This window comes from Anaerosporobacter faecicola, assembly GCF_012070565.1.
In the GTDB taxonomy this organism is placed as follows: Bacteria; Bacillota; Clostridia; order Lachnospirales; family Lachnospiraceae; genus Anaerosporobacter; species Anaerosporobacter faecicola.
The window spans coordinates 52,792-68,421 of record NZ_JAAQRO010000042.1; the positions used below are offsets into that span (position 1 = coordinate 52,792).

At 37.2% G+C, this 15,630-nt stretch carries 15 protein-coding genes and 1 tRNA gene; 6 read left to right on the top strand and 10 right to left on the bottom strand.

Annotation, left to right across the window (positions count from 1 at the left end; translation table 11 throughout):
• The first annotated feature begins 40 nt into the window (after positions 1-40).
• Positions 41-1,459, top strand: coding sequence for an aminotransferase-like domain-containing protein (locus HBB17_RS17305; RefSeq protein ID WP_167958745.1), 1,419 nt, complete (start codon positions 41-43; stop codon positions 1,457-1,459).
• A gap of 760 nt (positions 1,460-2,219) precedes the next feature.
• On the opposite strand, the gene HBB17_RS17310 is transcribed toward HBB17_RS17305, so the two are convergent.
• The 5 genes from HBB17_RS17310 to HBB17_RS17330 form a co-directional block, all read right to left on the bottom strand.
• Positions 2,220-2,666 carry a hypothetical protein gene (locus tag HBB17_RS17310; RefSeq protein WP_167958746.1) on the bottom strand — a complete coding sequence of 149 codons (447 nt, stop codon included), beginning with the start codon at positions 2,664-2,666 and terminating at the stop codon, positions 2,220-2,222.
• A gap of 185 nt (positions 2,667-2,851) precedes the next feature.
• Positions 2,852-3,808, bottom strand: coding sequence for a peptidase U32 family protein (locus HBB17_RS17315; protein ID WP_167958747.1), 957 nt, complete (start codon positions 3,806-3,808; stop codon positions 2,852-2,854).
• Between the two features lie 69 nt (positions 3,809-3,877).
• Positions 3,878-4,714 (bottom strand): hypothetical protein, encoded by an 837-nt coding sequence (locus HBB17_RS17320; protein ID WP_167958748.1) that lies wholly within the window; start codon positions 4,712-4,714, stop codon positions 3,878-3,880.
• Between the two features lie 137 nt (positions 4,715-4,851).
• Positions 4,852-5,562, bottom strand: coding sequence for an aminoglycoside phosphotransferase family protein (locus HBB17_RS17325; protein WP_167958749.1), 711 nt, complete (start codon positions 5,560-5,562; stop codon positions 4,852-4,854).
• Positions 5,540-5,716, bottom strand: coding sequence for a hypothetical protein (locus tag HBB17_RS17330; protein ID WP_167958750.1), 177 nt, complete (start codon positions 5,714-5,716; stop codon positions 5,540-5,542). Before HBB17_RS17330 ends, HBB17_RS17325 begins: the two co-directional genes overlap by 23 nt.
• A 170-nt stretch (positions 5,717-5,886) precedes the next feature.
• On the opposite strand from HBB17_RS17330, the gene HBB17_RS17335 reads away from it, so the two are divergent.
• The 3 genes from HBB17_RS17335 (at position 5,887) to HBB17_RS17345 (ending at position 8,360) form a co-directional block, all read left to right on the top strand.
• Positions 5,887-5,970 (top strand) — tRNA-Leu (locus tag HBB17_RS17335).
• Positions 5,971-6,267: 297 nt separating this feature from the next.
• Positions 6,268-7,359 carry a PfkB family carbohydrate kinase gene (locus tag HBB17_RS17340; RefSeq protein WP_167958751.1) on the top strand — a complete coding sequence of 364 codons (1,092 nt, stop codon included), beginning with the start codon at positions 6,268-6,270 and terminating at the stop codon, positions 7,357-7,359.
• Between the two features lie 74 nt (positions 7,360-7,433).
• Positions 7,434-8,360, top strand: a complete 927-nt coding sequence (locus tag HBB17_RS17345) for a pseudouridine-5'-phosphate glycosidase (protein ID WP_167958752.1) — start codon at positions 7,434-7,436, stop codon at positions 8,358-8,360.
• A 218-nt stretch (positions 8,361-8,578) separates the two neighbouring features.
• On the opposite strand, the gene HBB17_RS17350 is transcribed toward HBB17_RS17345, so the two are convergent.
• Entirely contained in the window at positions 8,579-9,010 is a 432-nt protein-coding gene (locus HBB17_RS17350) for a DUF523 domain-containing protein (RefSeq protein WP_167958753.1), read from the bottom strand.
• Positions 9,011-9,496: 486 nt separating this feature from the next.
• Between HBB17_RS17350 and HBB17_RS17355 the strand changes: the two genes are divergently transcribed.
• Positions 9,497-11,557, top strand: coding sequence for a sulfatase-like hydrolase/transferase (locus HBB17_RS17355; protein WP_167958754.1), 2,061 nt, complete (start codon positions 9,497-9,499; stop codon positions 11,555-11,557).
• A gap of 500 nt (positions 11,558-12,057) precedes the next feature.
• Positions 12,058-12,942, top strand: coding sequence for an AraC family transcriptional regulator (locus HBB17_RS17360; protein ID WP_167958755.1), 885 nt, complete (start codon positions 12,058-12,060; stop codon positions 12,940-12,942).
• Positions 12,943-13,073: 131 nt separating this feature from the next.
• Here HBB17_RS17360 and HBB17_RS17365 read toward each other — a convergent pair whose 3' ends face one another.
• The 4 genes from HBB17_RS17365 to HBB17_RS17380 form a co-directional block, all read right to left on the bottom strand.
• Positions 13,074-13,544: a cupin domain-containing protein gene (locus tag HBB17_RS17365; RefSeq protein ID WP_167958756.1), complete on the bottom strand. Its 471-nt coding sequence runs from the start codon at positions 13,542-13,544 to the stop codon at positions 13,074-13,076.
• Between the two features lie 75 nt (positions 13,545-13,619).
• Positions 13,620-14,711, bottom strand: a complete 1,092-nt coding sequence (eutH, locus tag HBB17_RS17370; RefSeq protein ID WP_167958757.1) for an ethanolamine utilization protein EutH — start codon at positions 14,709-14,711, stop codon at positions 13,620-13,622.
• Positions 14,708-15,280 (bottom strand): BMC domain-containing protein, encoded by a 573-nt coding sequence (locus HBB17_RS17375; protein ID WP_167958758.1) that lies wholly within the window; start codon positions 15,278-15,280, stop codon positions 14,708-14,710. Before HBB17_RS17375 ends, eutH begins: the two co-directional genes overlap by 4 nt.
• Positions 15,281-15,343: 63 nt before the next feature.
• Positions 15,344-15,619: a EutN/CcmL family microcompartment protein gene (locus tag HBB17_RS17380; protein ID WP_167958759.1), complete on the bottom strand. Its 276-nt coding sequence runs from the start codon at positions 15,617-15,619 to the stop codon at positions 15,344-15,346.
• Positions 15,620-15,630 lie beyond the last annotated feature (11 nt).

Genomic DNA, 15,630 nt, shown 5'->3' on the forward strand with positions numbered 1-15,630 from the left:
AATACAATATAAGAAATTGTTTGCAAGAAAGGAGAATCTCATGCCTGTTAATTCATTTGACGATTATCCAATGAGTTGGAAACCAAAGTTAACCAAAAGTAATAAACCTATTTACCAAGCTCTTGCATACCAGTTAGAAAGCGATATTAAGAGTGGTGCCCTGCTTCCTGGTACCATGCTTCCTCCCCAACGGGAGCTTGCGGACTATCTTGACCTTAATCTAAGTACCATCTCGAGAGCATTTAAATTATGTGAACAGAAAGGACTCCTCTCTGCTTCCATTGGTCGTGGAACGTTTGTCTCTTCGGATGCCCGCAGCAATTCCATCTTGCTGAATGTGCTTAATGATACCCCAAGTGAAGGTTTCATTGAAATGGGGGCGATTCTTCCAACCTTGGAGGAGGGTGACATGATCACCTCCTTTATGCAAACAATTCTAAAGGAACCCGGATCCTATCAATATCTGAATTATTCCAGTCCCATGGGTTCTCCCTTCCAACAAGAAGCCGCGAATCACTGGTTACAAAAAGGGCATTGTTTCGTATCCAAACAACAGATTCTGTTCTCCAATGGCTCACAAAATGCACTTTGCTGCATCTTAGCATCACTTTTTCAAACCGGAGACAAGATTCTCACTACCTCATTGGTCTATTCCGGAATTAAAACGGTTGCCACCATGTTAGGCATTCAACTTGTTGCTCTCCCTTTGAAAAATGGTCGCTTTACCATCGAACAGGTCCAGACTATCTGTAAGACAGAAAATATCAAAGGGCTATACCTCATCCCTGATTTTCATAATCCCACAACGGTTACGATGCCACTGTCACTACGAAAAGAGATTGCTGCCTTCGCAATAAGCAATCATTTGCTCATCCTAGAAGATGCCATTAATACACTACTTAAAACAGATGCTGCGATTTTACCCTCCATACAATCTCTTGCACCAGAGAATACGATCTATATCATGAGCTTGTCAAAAACCATATCCCCAGGTCTTCGCATGGCACTGATTGCCTCACCACAAGCGTACATAAAAAAAATCGCTGTAGCGATCTATAATAATACCATCTCCGTATCTCCTCTTATGGTCGAATGCGCAGCCAGACTAATACAATCTGGACTAGCAGAGCAGATTCGTTGCCATCGAAGATTGGAGATTCAGAAACGGAATGAACTAGCAGATTCCCTATTAGCAGGGTTTATCAGCCCCTGTGAAGCCGAATGTAACTTACGTTATCTACAATTACCGGATTACTTTACTGGAACAAGCTTTGAATTGTGTGCAAGGCAAGCTGGCGTACAAGTCTATGCAGCCGAACGATTCGCCGTCGGCAACTGTTCCGTCCCCAAAGCAGTACGAATCGCCATCACCAGCCCCGCAAGTACAAACGAGTGTAACGAAGGCTTAATCAAACTCCGTTCCCTATTAATAAATCCTCATGATTTTACTTATCTGTAGATGCGTAGCGTGTTTCGTGCAATTGTATCCCAGCGAGGAAGCTATTCACAATTAAGAAGAGTTTTGCTACCCCCGCCAATAAAGTAAACCAGCAAAACTCTCAACAACGTAAATCTGCTTCCCCACTGGGATACAATCGCTAAGAAACAATAGCGAAGCATCTTAGCACTTCTTCATGTGTACTCATCTCCCCAGGAAGGCGAGGCAAGGAGGCCTGGCCAGCCTGAGCTGAGGCACGATGCCGAATCGATGGCGGTTCCGTATCTCTTATATCAACTTCCCGTACACATGTAGAAGTCCTTTGATGCATAGCGTTTTTCGTGCGATTGTAGCCCAGCAGGGAAGCTATTCACAATTAACAAGAGTTTTGCTACCCCCACCAATAAAGTAAACCAGCAAAACTCTCAACAACGTAAATCTGCTTCCCCACTGGGATACAATCGCTAAGAAACAATAGCGAAGCATCTTAGCACTTCTTCATGTGTACTCACCTCCCTAGGAAGGCGAGGCAAGGAGGCCTGGCCAGCCTGAGCTGAGGCACGATGCCGAATCGATGGCGGTTCCGTATCTCTTACATCAACTTCCCGTACACATGTAGAAGTCCTTAAATGCGTAGTGTGTTTCGTGCGATTGTATCCCAGCGGGGAAGCTATTCACAATTAACAAGAGTTTTGCGTGACCTAAATAAGGACCTGTTGCCCGACTATTTCTCCATTACATCTTCCATGTAAGAAATCCTCGTGCAACAAGTCCTTAATTTTTATTTGTTATACTCTTCAATCATCGTATTCACAGCTGTATAAATGGCGTCAACTAAATCTTTCTTTGTATAAGTCTTCGCTGCATTTTTAGAAACCCAACCATTTACCTCATCTGTAAAATATACGATTGCGTCATATTCTTTATTTGCAACAACAGCATTTTCCTTTTTGCCACTAACGTTTGCAAAGAATACGACTTCACCATTCTGTGCATATGCACCAGCGTTAATTAATTCAGAACCTGAAGGTACAACTTCTTCTTTTGTTGTAATGAATTCACCAACTAGTTTTTTCGTAATACACTTAATCGTGCATTTTTCTTTCTTTGTTACTTTAGTTTCGGACTTACTTGCTGTCTTTTTTTCATTCTTCTTGTCTGTACTTGCTAAAGCAACATTCACTTTTACCTTATTGTTGAGAGATTTTTTCAACTGTCTTTTGTTCATAAGATTCTTTCCTTCCAGAGACTATTCAGTCAACATTTGATTTTTCCTACCCCTTCTATCGGTGATAGAGTTTCATTATGTGATGTGCAATTACATAACAATGTATTATGATATCATAACTTAATAATATCTGTCCACACAATTTTTTTCCGAATCATTACAAGTGGCTATCCGACTAATATTTTCTAAAACCGCATCTCCGGATAATAGCAGGATAAGCCCATCTTACACATGACTCTGCTTTCTTCGGGTAATTGCATCCTTTTTAGGAATTCTTCTTGGGATTTACATTCCGATGCGATTTCAATATTCTGCTTTACATATTGAATGTCCCGACATACATTACTCCATTCATCTGATCGTCCGACAATCTTACAGGCAGCAATGTTCATCTGCACAAAACGGTATATGGAGCACAGTCCACAAGCATATTCATGAAATGATCTTGTATATAATTGGTCATTCCATTCCACCTGATGACGTTTCTCAAAACTATCGTTTTTTATGTGAATCTCATTAGGCGCAGAAACCAAACTACCACATATAGAACATTGTTCATTTCGATGCATTCCCAAACAGTTGGAATCGGAAAACATACAGCCATTTCGCATCATAAAGACTTCATATTCCGCTTCTGGTACCTGCGTCACGATCTGCTCAATCTCATCCACCGATAAGTCTCTTGGAATAATAATTCGCTTGGCACCATGTTCCTGATAGAACTTAGCAATCTGTGTATTATAGACTCCACTAATGGTACTTACAACTGCGGGTAGATCATATTCTTTTGCCAGCTCCACAAGCTCAATACAGGAAACAATTACCCCATCTACTTCTGCTTCTTTCAAAATTATAAAATATTTTCTAATGTCATTTAATTGTTCTTCCGAATAGATGCTGGAATTAAAAGTGACATAGATCAATACGCCTTTTTTTCGAACATTTTTAATTATTTCTACTACTTCTTCTATAGAAAATGGGTTTGCTTTCTTTCGAAAACCAGACATTCGATTAATGTCCGCATACTCCCCATATTTTCTCCACCATTCTTCATCATAAAACCCAATATAGAATTCCCCTGCACCTGCCTCAATGTAATCATCAATGTGCTCCATATTATTAAGTGGTACCAATATTCTCATATAATTCCATGCCCTTTCATAAATCTAACAACCTTTCGCACACAAGCTTCCTGTGAATGACTCCTTACTTTACACGAATTTCTCCAATCTTACTGGGAAATAGATATTTCGATATTTATGGATTCCTTCAATATCACACTCTTGATTTTCAAAATAAACTGCACGTCCAACACGGATCCATTCCCTGTCATCCTGCAAATCATAGTGAATTATCGTATCCTGACATTCTTTCCCACACCCCTGGTTTGGTCGGAATTTCTTCTCTAACTGTTTATTAATGGAAGCATATTCGCAGATCTGCCCTACCGTCATATAGCAAAATGGGGTATGCATTCCAATAACGATTCCTTTTGGTTTCTTTTCCAAATTAACAGCTATGTTTGTCCGATCGAACTCCATACCATCAATCTGGTATTCTTCAATTAGGTGGGTAAGGTATCTTGTAAAGATTTTTGGTCGTAAAACTGTCTTAAAAAAATTCGGATATCGAGGATCTCTATAATCCTTCATGAATAACCGCCCCATATTCAAGCGAACATCATATGTTTCATGAATATAGGAAAGCATACCATAATCATTCACGGTAATCTCGTCCATATTCCCTTCAAAATAGTCTACATATCCTTCCACCTTCTTCTTTCCTTCCTCTAAATCTTTCTGTGGAAGAATCGGTATAACTAAGGTAACTCGAATTCCCATATGCTTCGCATATGCCATTACTTGTTCAACTGTAGAATCTTTCATATGGATAAAATATTGCGCACAAAAATAAGAGCCGATATAGATTCTCTCTACATGCTCAAATCCAGCCTTATGAGCGGCTTCCTTGACCACAGTCTCTATCGTCTCTTCTTGTTCCAACTCCTGCATAATATCACAGTAATTCAGACAATTGATCTGTTCCATATATGTCTCCCTTCTTTCCTCATTCTCAAAGGCGATGGCAGAACTTTAGGAAGTCCCGTCATCGCCAATTCCTTGATTACTAAGTAGAAATCTCTCAATAAGACATATATTTACCAATTTACTTTGATTCTATGCATTTAGTGTATTTCATAATAACGACATTCTCGAATAACATGGATATATGGTTCTAATTCCTCTAGCGAAACTTGCATCTTGCTTAGATACATCTTTCCCAACAGGATTCGCATTTGCATTAGTTCTTCCTTATTCGGAACATCTTCTGGTAACTCCCCATCTGTTAATAGAAAATAACTACGTGCAACGTCGTATTGCCATGGTCCATAACAGATATTCATAAAATCAATGATCCGACATTCTCCATTCTCGCATTGATACACATTACCTGGATGATAATCCCCATGGCAAATGGTATCTCCATCTGGTAGCGCATCAATTTCATTCCAGAGAGGTGCATCCTTTGGTAACCGATTTCTGATGAACCCTCGCAAACTCTCCTTGTATGACTTACCTTTTCTTGTATGACAAGCTAACAACAGTTTGTGAAGGTCAACCATTTGGTCCATTATGTAGTTTACATCGCCTCCACTTGTTAGCAAATCCAGTAGTGTCGTTCCATATAACCGTTCATATATGATCCCCATTCGTTGATCCATATTTCTCAATTCATAAACTTTGGGTATCGGCAACTGAAATTCTTGTACAATCATTCCATTATCAAACTCACCTTTGATCGTACATTCCGAAAAACCTTCATAAAACACTTTCCATACTTTCTTGTCATCCAAAGCAAAAACTTCTGCTGTATTACCCCTTCCGATTAACTCCATTTGTTCTTCCTTTCTGTTGTCGATTCACGGTTTGAAAAGGAATACTTTTCTTTGGTTTCAATGTCTGATCGAATACGATATGTTCTCTTTTCTTTTTCCCCATGATGACCACCGTACCTTTCTCAAGATTAAGAACCTTTGTAAAACGCAACACATTATAGCTTCATTTCTTACTTATTTTATCTCATAATTTTACCACAATTTCAGAAAAAATTCTAACCAATTGAAGAAAAAATTTGAATTTTATGAAAAACAAGATTGCTTTTTCTTTGGGTTATGGTATAATATCGTTGTTGTTATTTGCAACAACGGATTCAATCCTATGCAGTTGTGGCGGAATTGGCATACGCGCATGATTCAGGTTCATGTTCTCGCAAGGGAGTGTGGGTTCAAGTCCCATCAACTGCATACTAGAATGAAAAAGTCTTGATTTTACTGTATTTACAGTGATATCAAGACTTTTTTTTATAATTTTTTATAACTGTCCTTGTAATTGATCGTACATGACCACTACAAGTATCATAACCACTCTTCTCCTTATAATCATATAAAAAAACACACTTATGCATCTAAAATACAAATGGAATAAACCTCTTTGTACTGCGGAATTTTTTCCAAAAATTTATTGACATTTTCTCCTTTATGCTCCATAATATAAACATAAGATTGCTTGAGTAAGCAAATATTTAGGAGGTACAATCTTACATGACTCGAAGAGAGAAACAATTGTTAGAATGGATTGAAGAAAACCCCTTAATATCACAACAAGAATTAGCTGATTTAGCAGGTATTACCCGCTCTTCTGTTGCAGTTCATATCTCCAACTTAATGAAGAAGGGTTTAATCCTTGGAAAAGGCTATATTGTTCAAAAGAACAATTACGCTGTTGTGATTGGTGGCGTGAATATGGATATCTTTGGTAGGCCATATAATCCTCTGATCTATAAGGATTCCAATCCTGGACAAGTACGTATGACATTTGGTGGAGTTGGTAGAAATATCGCTCACAATCTGCGTCTTCTTGGTTCAAATGTAAAGTTAATCACTGCATTTGGCGAAGACTTGAATGCACAAAAGATTACTAAAAATTGCATGGATCTTGGAATTGATACGACCAATTCATTAACTGTTCCAAATGGTGTTACCTCAAGTTATCTGTTTATTACTTCAGATGATGGTGATATGGAATTGGCTGTGTCTGATATGGAAATATATCGCTACTTAACTCCTGATTATATTTCCAGTAAAATGGACATTATTAATAATGCATCCATCTGTATCATCGATACAAACTTATCTGAGGGCGCGATCAATTATTTGGCTCAGTATTGTACCGTACCAATCTTTGTTGATCCAGTGTCTACAACAAAAGCTAGAAAACTTCTTACTTCTCTTGGACGCTTTCATTCCATTAAGCCAAACAAGATTGAAGCAGAATTGTTAACTGGCATACCAATTACAGATGAAAAAAGCATGAAAAAAGCAACCAAATACCTTCTTGATCTTGGTATTGAACAAGTCTTTCTTTCCCTTGGCAAAGACGGCGTATTCTGTGCAAATAAGACAGAGTCTGCTTTATTGCCATGTATGAAGACTAATTTGGTGAATACAACTGGCGCAGGAGATAGTTTCATGGCAGCAATTGCATGGGGATATCTCAATGGACTTACGCTTACGGAAAGCACTCAATTAGGACTTGCTACATCAAGTATCTGCTGTGAAGGCAAAAACACGATTAACGAATCTCTTACCATTCAGGCTGCTCTTACTAGAGCCAGAATTGATATGAAGATATAGTAACTCACCCAAAAGAAACCAGTCATGCACTGGTGATGCACAACAATCAAAGATAAAGCTAGGAGGCTATCAAAATGAACGAATTAAATAAATATTTAGATGTCGCACCTGAAGTACAACAAGCACTTGCAGAAGGAAAACCAGTTGTTGCTCTTGAATCAACAATTATCTCTCACGGAATGCCATATCCTCAAAACGTTGAAACTGCTCTTGCAGTTGAGAAGATCATCCGTGATAATGGTGCTATTCCTGCTACAACAGCAATCATTAAAGGTAGATTAAAAGTTGGTATTTCCAAAGAAGAAATCGATTATTTAGGAAAGAAAGGTTTAGCGGTAACAAAGACAAGCCGTCGTGATATTCCAATTCTTGTAGCAAAAGGTGCAGATGGCGCTTCTACAGTTGCAACTACAATGATCCTTGCTTCATTAGCAGGTGTTAAGATTTTCGCTACAGGTGGTATTGGTGGTGTTCACCGTGGAGCAGAAACTACAATGGATATCTCTGCTGACCTTGAAGAACTTGGAATGACAAACGTTATGGTTGTTTGTGCTGGTGCAAAATCAATTCTTGACCTTGGCTTAACATTAGAATACTTAGAGACAAAAGGTGTCCCTGTTCTTGGATACCAAACAGAAGAACTTCCTGCTTTCTATACAAGAAAGAGTGGTTTCAAAGTGGACTATCGTATGGATACACCAAAAGAATTAGCAGATGCATTTACAGCAAAATTAGATCTTGGATTACGTGGTGGTATGTTAGTAACAAACCCAATTCCAGAAGAATATGCAATGGATTATGATACAATCAATAATGCAATCAACGAAGCAATTAAGAAAATGAATGAATTAGGTATCAAAGGAAAAGAAACAACTCCTTACTTACTAAATGAAATTCAATTAATTACTGGTGGAGATAGTTTAAAATCTAACATCCAACTTGTTTACAACAATGCAAAACTTGCAGCTCAAGTTGCATGTGAAATGTGCAATAACAAATAAGTTCTTTAAAAGTTCCCCAACTTTTGAATAAGACACAGCTGTTTCCATAAAGGGAAATAGCAAAAACCTCTTCTTAAGCAAGATATATATTCATACTTAAGAAGGGGTTTTTATTATTATCTCAACCTTCGCACATCAAAACCTTTCATCATCTACTCATTCAAAACATTCAAAGGCGAAGTTTGTGTTATTATTCTATTGCTTTATGTGATGGGGCTTTATTTGAACTTTTCCTTATAATTCTCCTCATTCCATACTTGAATTCCATTCTCACAGAATAATTCAGCTGTCACCCCATTCCCAGGAACTTTGTTTCCAGTAAATGTTCCATCATAAATCATACCAAACCCACAGGAAGGGCTATTCTTTTTCAATATGGCATCTTTACAATCGAATAATTTACTTATATACAGCGCTTGTTCTGCTCCATTGTGAAATGCTTTCGTCACGTCTTGTCCTTCTTTTCCCACAACTTGTTCTCCTCTTCGTTCTGAAGGAACACGTGGTGTTGGTAATCCGCCTAGTTGCTCTGGACAGACTGGTACAAGATGGTGTTTCTCCTTTAACTGTATAATCTCTTCTTTTTTGCAACTGTCACCACAATAACGACAATCCACTCCAAGTAAACATGCACTAACTGCTATATTCATATGGCTTCCTCCTTGTTTATTCCTTTTTTCTTGTGTTTTTCTCTTGTTTTTCCCTTCTTCCTACGCCTCATACTTCTCCTTTCCCCTTGGTTGGTTAGAAGATCGAGTAACTTGACTTAGGAAGGATATTTCTTTTCCCTCATTATACCATGATGCTCTAACGAAAACCATGGTTGACACAAAAGTTTTCCTTTACATAAAGCATCTAAAAAAAGGCTCAAATTTACCAAAATTTTATTTGTTTTTAACATTGAAAATCCTTGTAAAATGTTATATCATAATACGGCGAACGCTAATAAATTCATCGAATTTGTCCTTTTTCTTATATTTGAAAAATGATAAATATTTTTATCTTGTAATTTACCTACCACAAACTTAACAAGTTTATTACTTTATAGTGAACGGTTTGTGTATTTGGTTTTAGATTTATATAGATACTTAGGGGGATCGTACCACCATGTGGTACAGAAAATGAGGAGGATTACCATGCTACAGAAATTGAAAAAACTTTTTCCAAAAGAGGATTGGAAGAATTTAAGCCATTATGTCTTATTGGCATTGGCCATTAACCTATTCATTGAAATTCTAAACCGTTCCTCTCTACTCGAAGCACTCAAACATGTCGTTACCAATCCATTTGTATTTTTTTATAATTCAGCAATCGTATTACTCACCTTGTCCATCGCTTTTCTTGTAAAACGTAGATGTTTTGTAGTTACGATTGTATCTATAATTTGGATTGCATTTGGAATTACGAACGCAGTGTTATTGTCTTTCCGTGTTACACCATTTACAGCAGTTGATCTATCCTTAATGGATGAAGCAATACCAATGATCGACATTTACCTTACAAAATTTCAAATTACCTTGTTAATCGTTGCGGCAGTTGTGGTAATCATCGCCGTTATCTTGTTATTCATCTTTGCTCCGAAATTCAAAAAGCGTATCGCCCGTATTCGTAATGCGATTTGCTTAGCATTATTGTTTGGTTCTATTTTACTAATGACTAATTTAGGAATTCAAACCCATGCACTTGCAAAGAATTTTGGTAATTTAGCTGATGCATTCAAAGATTATGGTTTTGTATACTGTTTTACGAATAGTTTAGTTAATACGGGAATTGATAAACCAAAAGACTATTCAGAAGAAAAGATGGAAGAATTAGCAACTGATACATTAACTACACAACCTGAAGTTGAGCAAGCGGAAAAAAAGACACCAAACATCATTATGATACAGCTAGAATCTCTTTATGATGTAACGTTAATGAAAAACTATACCTATTCAGAAGATCCACTTCCTAACTACCATGCTCTTCAGCAAGAATTTAGCCACGGATTCGTAAATGTTCCTTCTGTTGGAGCGGGTACTGCCAATACCGAATTTGAAATGATCACTGGCATGGATTTGGATTTCTTCGGACCTGGAGAGTATCCATATAAAACCATTTTAAAAGAAAAAACTTGTGAAAGTATAGCATATGATCTAAAGGAACTTGCTTATAGTACACATGCCATTCATAATAATGATGGTACTTTCTATGGTAGAAATCAGGTTTTCAAAAACCTTGGTTTTGATACCTTTACTTCCATCGAATATATGCACAATGTTGAATTAAACCCTATGGGTTGGGCAAAAGACAACGTACTAATTGATGAAATCATGAATACATTAAACTCTACACAAGGTCAAGATTTCATCTATACCATCTCTGTACAGGGTCATGGCAAATATCCTGGTAGCGAAGACGACTTCAATGTACAAGACAGCGCCATGTTATCTGGTTCAAGTACAGCACAACCACCTCAATACACATTAAAAGAGGGCTATACCCCTGGTATTGGTGCAATCACTGTAAATGGAATCAGTGAAGATGACCGTTGTCCATTTGAATACTATGTAAATCAAATTCATGAAATGGATGCCATGATCGGTAAACTGATCACAGAATTAGAAAAAATCGATGAAGATGTTGTTTTGGTTTTCTATGGAGATCATCTACCAACTCTAGGTATTGAACCTACCGACCTAAAAAATGGTGACATCTACCAGACCTCCTATGTAATCTGGGATAACATGAACCTTCCTGAGATTGATATGGATATGGAAGCTTACCAATTAGGCTCTTCCATCTTGAAACGACTTAACATTGATAATGGATATATAAACAAACTTCACCAAAATGAAGTCAATACGGACAATTACTTAGATGAACTTAAATTGTTACAATATGATATGCTCTATGGCGATCAGGCAATCTTCAATGGGCAAAATCCATACAGCCCAACAGATTTACAGATGGGAATAACCCCAATTACTGTAAATGGTATTATCAATGGTGGAGATGTCACATATATCAAAGGAACCAACTTTACAGAATATAGTAAAGTGTATTTCAATGATTCTGAGTTAGAAACCACCTACGTGGACGAAAGCACCTTATCTATTAAGAAAACAGATTTCCAATCTGGTGATTCTCTAAAGGTTGGACAAAAAGGCGATGACAAATATGTATTAAGTTATACAGAGCCATATATCTTACCATAATAATGAAAGCCCGACAAATCCCTTATAACATACGTCAATGCAGTAGGGATTTGACGGGCTTTTTACATTATCAATATCGATAAATACAGTAGAAAGAAACCTCTTTGAATAAAAATCAACACAACTTTCTAAAAGGAAGGGGCTATCAACTAGTGAAGCCCCTTTTGGATACAAGTATCCGCCATAGAATCATCTATATTATATAAATGACATTCCTATTGTAAGTATACAAATTGTTACAATATATCGTATTATGAGGGACATAAGATATTAAACCACTCACTTGAGAAAATCATTTTGTCAAATGCAGGGATACACTTGAAATTTTTATTCAGACATTTATAATAAATATAGATGCTTCCAATTGGTAAATCCATAATTTCTTATGTATTTACATCGGATTACTAACATTATAAATCATAGGGAAAGGATTTTCTTTCATAATATAAATATTTTATAATACAATATTGCTACTTTATATGAAAAGGAAATGGTAAAATATGAACTTACAAGAATACTTGAATTTACATGAGAATAAAAATCATGGAAGCTATTTACTTCCGATTAAGCTTTATCATACCAAAGTACCCGACATTTTCACAAATCTACATTGGCATGAAGAATTAGAAATTACGCTTGCTACTCATGGTAAATGTATGTTTCGAATCGACCTAAAAGACTTCCCTGTTGTTGAAGGGGATCTGGTTATCATGAATCCATATGTTTTGCACTCTTGTACCCCTTACAAACAGGAAACTTTTACAGGAGAAACTTTCGTCATAAACATGTCCATGCTTGACACCATTCATGACAGCTGTTCAATTAAGTTCATAAACCCGATATCAGATAATAAGATTACATTTCCTACTATCATAAAGCCTAACATGCCTGGATACCAAGAGTTGAAGGAATATTATCTAAAAGCCACCAACACCTATATGGAAAAGAAGAAGGGATTTGAACTAGAATTAAAAGGATACCTCTTTCTTTTTCTACATACGCTTTTTACAAACATTCCAGTGGAGATTCCCGATCCACTCAATGTTGATGATGCCGTAACTGGGAAAATTAAAACAATTCTAAAATATATACGAGAAAACTATACAGAACAATTGACCGTCAAAGACATGGCTGAACAGTTGAATTTCAGTGAATACCATTTTATGCGCTTTTTCAAAAAGTATCTAGGTGTTACCTGTATTGAATATATTAACAACTATCGTCTAGATGTTGCTGCCAGAAAATTATGTACAACGAATCATTCGATTATGGAGGTAGCACTGGAAACGGGATTTAATAATATCTCCTACTTTAATAAATTATTTAAAGAGAAATACAAATTAACACCAAAAGAATTCCGAATTTCTGTTTCTAATCAACCATAATAAATACGCTTTGCGAGTTTATCAAGTGATCGCGGCAGTCGCCAAGGTCTCAAGTAAACTTGGACTTTGGCTCGTTGCTCGCGTAAATAAAGTACTGTTCTTCTGCTCAAGCTATGTCATACCACAAAATACTATCCTTGGTTTGCCCAATCAGCAGGGTAAGTAACATAGATAAACCTTGCATAATTCGGTACTGAGAATTTGATGGAAGATCCTTTTGGTATTAACACCAATTCTCCCGGACCAGCTACAACCTTCTTTCCATTAATGATGATGGATAAGGTTCCTTCGATCACGTAATCTACTTCATCATAATTCAATGTCCAATCAAACGTTGTTTCCTTCATCTCCATAATTCCACAACCCAGTCTAGGACTTTCCTCCAAAGAAAATAGATCTTTGGTATAAACGACATCTCCAGGTTTTCCTGTATCCATACGATCCTCTTCACCTACACGAATCTTTGGAACATGAACACCAATTACACCTTCTCTGGTTTTTTCTCTATTACAGTCTAATCCATTGCCGCTAGCCAAACCTGATAATTTTTCATTTAATATATCACGAATCATTGACTCTATTGCATTACGATTTACTTCCATGCTCACTGTACTCCTTCTTATTCCTATTTCTTTTGACTCATCCCTTCATGCGTTAATCATGCGAAAATGACAATGTTATGCTTCTTTTTTTCCTAATGTCTTGTTTGCAATAAACATTGCAACAATTACTGCAGTAACACCTGCTACTAATTTACCGATGATCATTGGTACGATCATGGTAGAGTCAAAGCCTGCTGTGAATCCCAAATGATCACCAAAGACAAATGCCGCAGATACAGCAAATGCAACATTTAAGATTTTTCCTCGATCATCCATATCTTTCATCATACCAAACATTGGAATGGAGTTTGCTAAACTTGCAACTAAACCTGCTGCTGCAACGTCATTCATACCTAATACTTTACCAAGTGCCATCAATGGCTTCTTGAAAACTTTTGTAATGACATAAACAAGTGGAAATGCTCCTGCTAATACAATTGCGATATCTGCAACAATTTCAAATCCTTCACTTAATGGATTCATTCCTTTGATCACTACTATACCCGTAAGTTTTTCCACGATACCAGCAATTAAACCAATCGTGATTACCGCTACAACGATTTTTCCAAATACCGTAAATCCCTTAATCATACCTTCCTGGAATTTTAATAAACCAAGTACGATCAAGACAGCAATTATAATGATTGGAATCAAGTTCAAGAGAACCATCGTAATAGGAAATCCTGCAACTAAACCACCAACAAAAGACCCAATTGGAATTGTAACAACACCAGCTAACACACCTGTTGCAAGGTATTTTCTATCACCAGGGTCAATGATTCCAAGTGCTACTGGAATGGTAAATACAATCGTTGGTCCAAGCATCGCTCCCACGATCAATCCACCGAATTTACCTGCTTCTTCACTTAATGCCAAGGCTTGTGCTAATGGTGCACCACCCATATCATTGGCTAGAATGGTTCCTGCAAACATGGCAGGATCGGCTCCTAAGAAGCTATATACTGGTACAACTATAGGTTTTAAAAGGTCTGCCAATACTGGTGCAAGAGCTATAATACCAACCATGGAAATTGCAAGAGAACCTATTGCCAGAATACCTTCTTCGAATTTTTCACCAATACCAAATTTGTTTCCAATAATACGGTCGATTGCACCAAGTACAGCGAAAACAACCATAATGTAAACAATTATTTCATTAACGCTCATTCATTTCCCTCCTTCTTTCCAAACACCAACTGCTGTAAAACTTCTTCACTTGGAGATGGAATGATTGCGATATTCGCACTCTCATATTCACTTAATAGTGATTTTCCTTCCTGGAAAGCATATTCAATGCTACTTACAGAACCTGTCACCAGAAAAACCAATTTTCCACCTATTGCAAATGCCATATAGATCTTAATCAGTGAAACATCCGCTGCCTTCAGAACAAGATCAAGTACTCGAATTCCTGTACACACTTTTCTTGTTTCAATGATTCCAACTGCATCGATATAGCTCGGTCGGTTATATCGATTTCGAAACCCATCTATAATTTCCGGTGACACGTTATGGACGCGAAAACTATCTACCAGTGTTTTCTCTGCTAAATCTTCACCACAATCAATGGCTTCGTCTATCGCGTCCTCATCTCCTGATATGATCACTAAGAATTTACCTGGACAAATGGTTCGAAAATAGAGGATCTCTACATCTGCTTTTTTTACGATCGCATCTGCAATATACATTCCTTTGCTTATGCTTTGAAATTCCAAAGCTCCGATACTCTTACTCATGTTACTAGCCATGCCCTTTCAAAAGTCTACCGATTATGTGCTTACAGATTGTTGTGTGAAGACTTACCTTTTACACTCCACTTCAATCGAATCTACGATACCAACGATTGCTGCATCAATAGGAGTATCACAGCTTTGAATCGCAAAACGTGCAGATCCACCTCGGACAACTAAGACAGTATCTCCAACTCCGGCACCAACAATATCTGCAGCAACTGTAACCCGATTTGATTCATCTTCTTTCTCATCAATACTTTTTATAATCATCAGCTTTAAGCCATTCAAACTCTCATTTTTCTTCGTTGCCCAAACACTGCCTACCACTTTGCCAAGTTCCAATCTTTGTCGCC

Excerpts from the sequence above, each read along its gene's own strand:
- HBB17_RS17305 (WP_167958745.1), top strand. The coding sequence starts at position 41 with ATGCCTGTTAATTCATTTGACGATTATCCAATGAGTTGGAAACCAAAG.
- HBB17_RS17310 (WP_167958746.1), bottom strand. The coding sequence starts at position 2,666 with ATGAACAAAAGACAGTTGAAAAAATCTCTCAACAATAAGGTAAAAGTG.
- HBB17_RS17315 (WP_167958747.1), bottom strand. The coding sequence starts at position 3,808 with ATGAGAATATTGGTACCACTTAATAATATGGAGCACATTGATGATTAC.
- HBB17_RS17320 (WP_167958748.1), bottom strand. The coding sequence starts at position 4,714 with ATGGAACAGATCAATTGTCTGAATTACTGTGATATTATGCAGGAGTTG.
- HBB17_RS17325 (WP_167958749.1), bottom strand. The coding sequence starts at position 5,562 with ATGGAGTTAATCGGAAGGGGTAATACAGCAGAAGTTTTTGCTTTGGAT.
- HBB17_RS17340 (WP_167958751.1), top strand. The coding sequence starts at position 6,268 with ATGACTCGAAGAGAGAAACAATTGTTAGAATGGATTGAAGAAAACCCC.
- HBB17_RS17345 (WP_167958752.1), top strand. The coding sequence starts at position 7,434 with ATGAACGAATTAAATAAATATTTAGATGTCGCACCTGAAGTACAACAA.
- HBB17_RS17350 (WP_167958753.1), bottom strand. The coding sequence starts at position 9,010 with ATGAATATAGCAGTTAGTGCATGTTTACTTGGAGTGGATTGTCGTTAT.
- HBB17_RS17355 (WP_167958754.1), top strand. The coding sequence starts at position 9,497 with ATGCTACAGAAATTGAAAAAACTTTTTCCAAAAGAGGATTGGAAGAAT.
- HBB17_RS17360 (WP_167958755.1), top strand. The coding sequence starts at position 12,058 with ATGAACTTACAAGAATACTTGAATTTACATGAGAATAAAAATCATGGA.
- HBB17_RS17365 (WP_167958756.1), bottom strand. The coding sequence starts at position 13,544 with ATGGAAGTAAATCGTAATGCAATAGAGTCAATGATTCGTGATATATTA.
- eutH (WP_167958757.1), bottom strand. The coding sequence starts at position 14,711 with ATGAGCGTTAATGAAATAATTGTTTACATTATGGTTGTTTTCGCTGTA.
- HBB17_RS17375 (WP_167958758.1), bottom strand. The coding sequence starts at position 15,280 with ATGAGTAAGAGTATCGGAGCTTTGGAATTTCAAAGCATAAGCAAAGGA.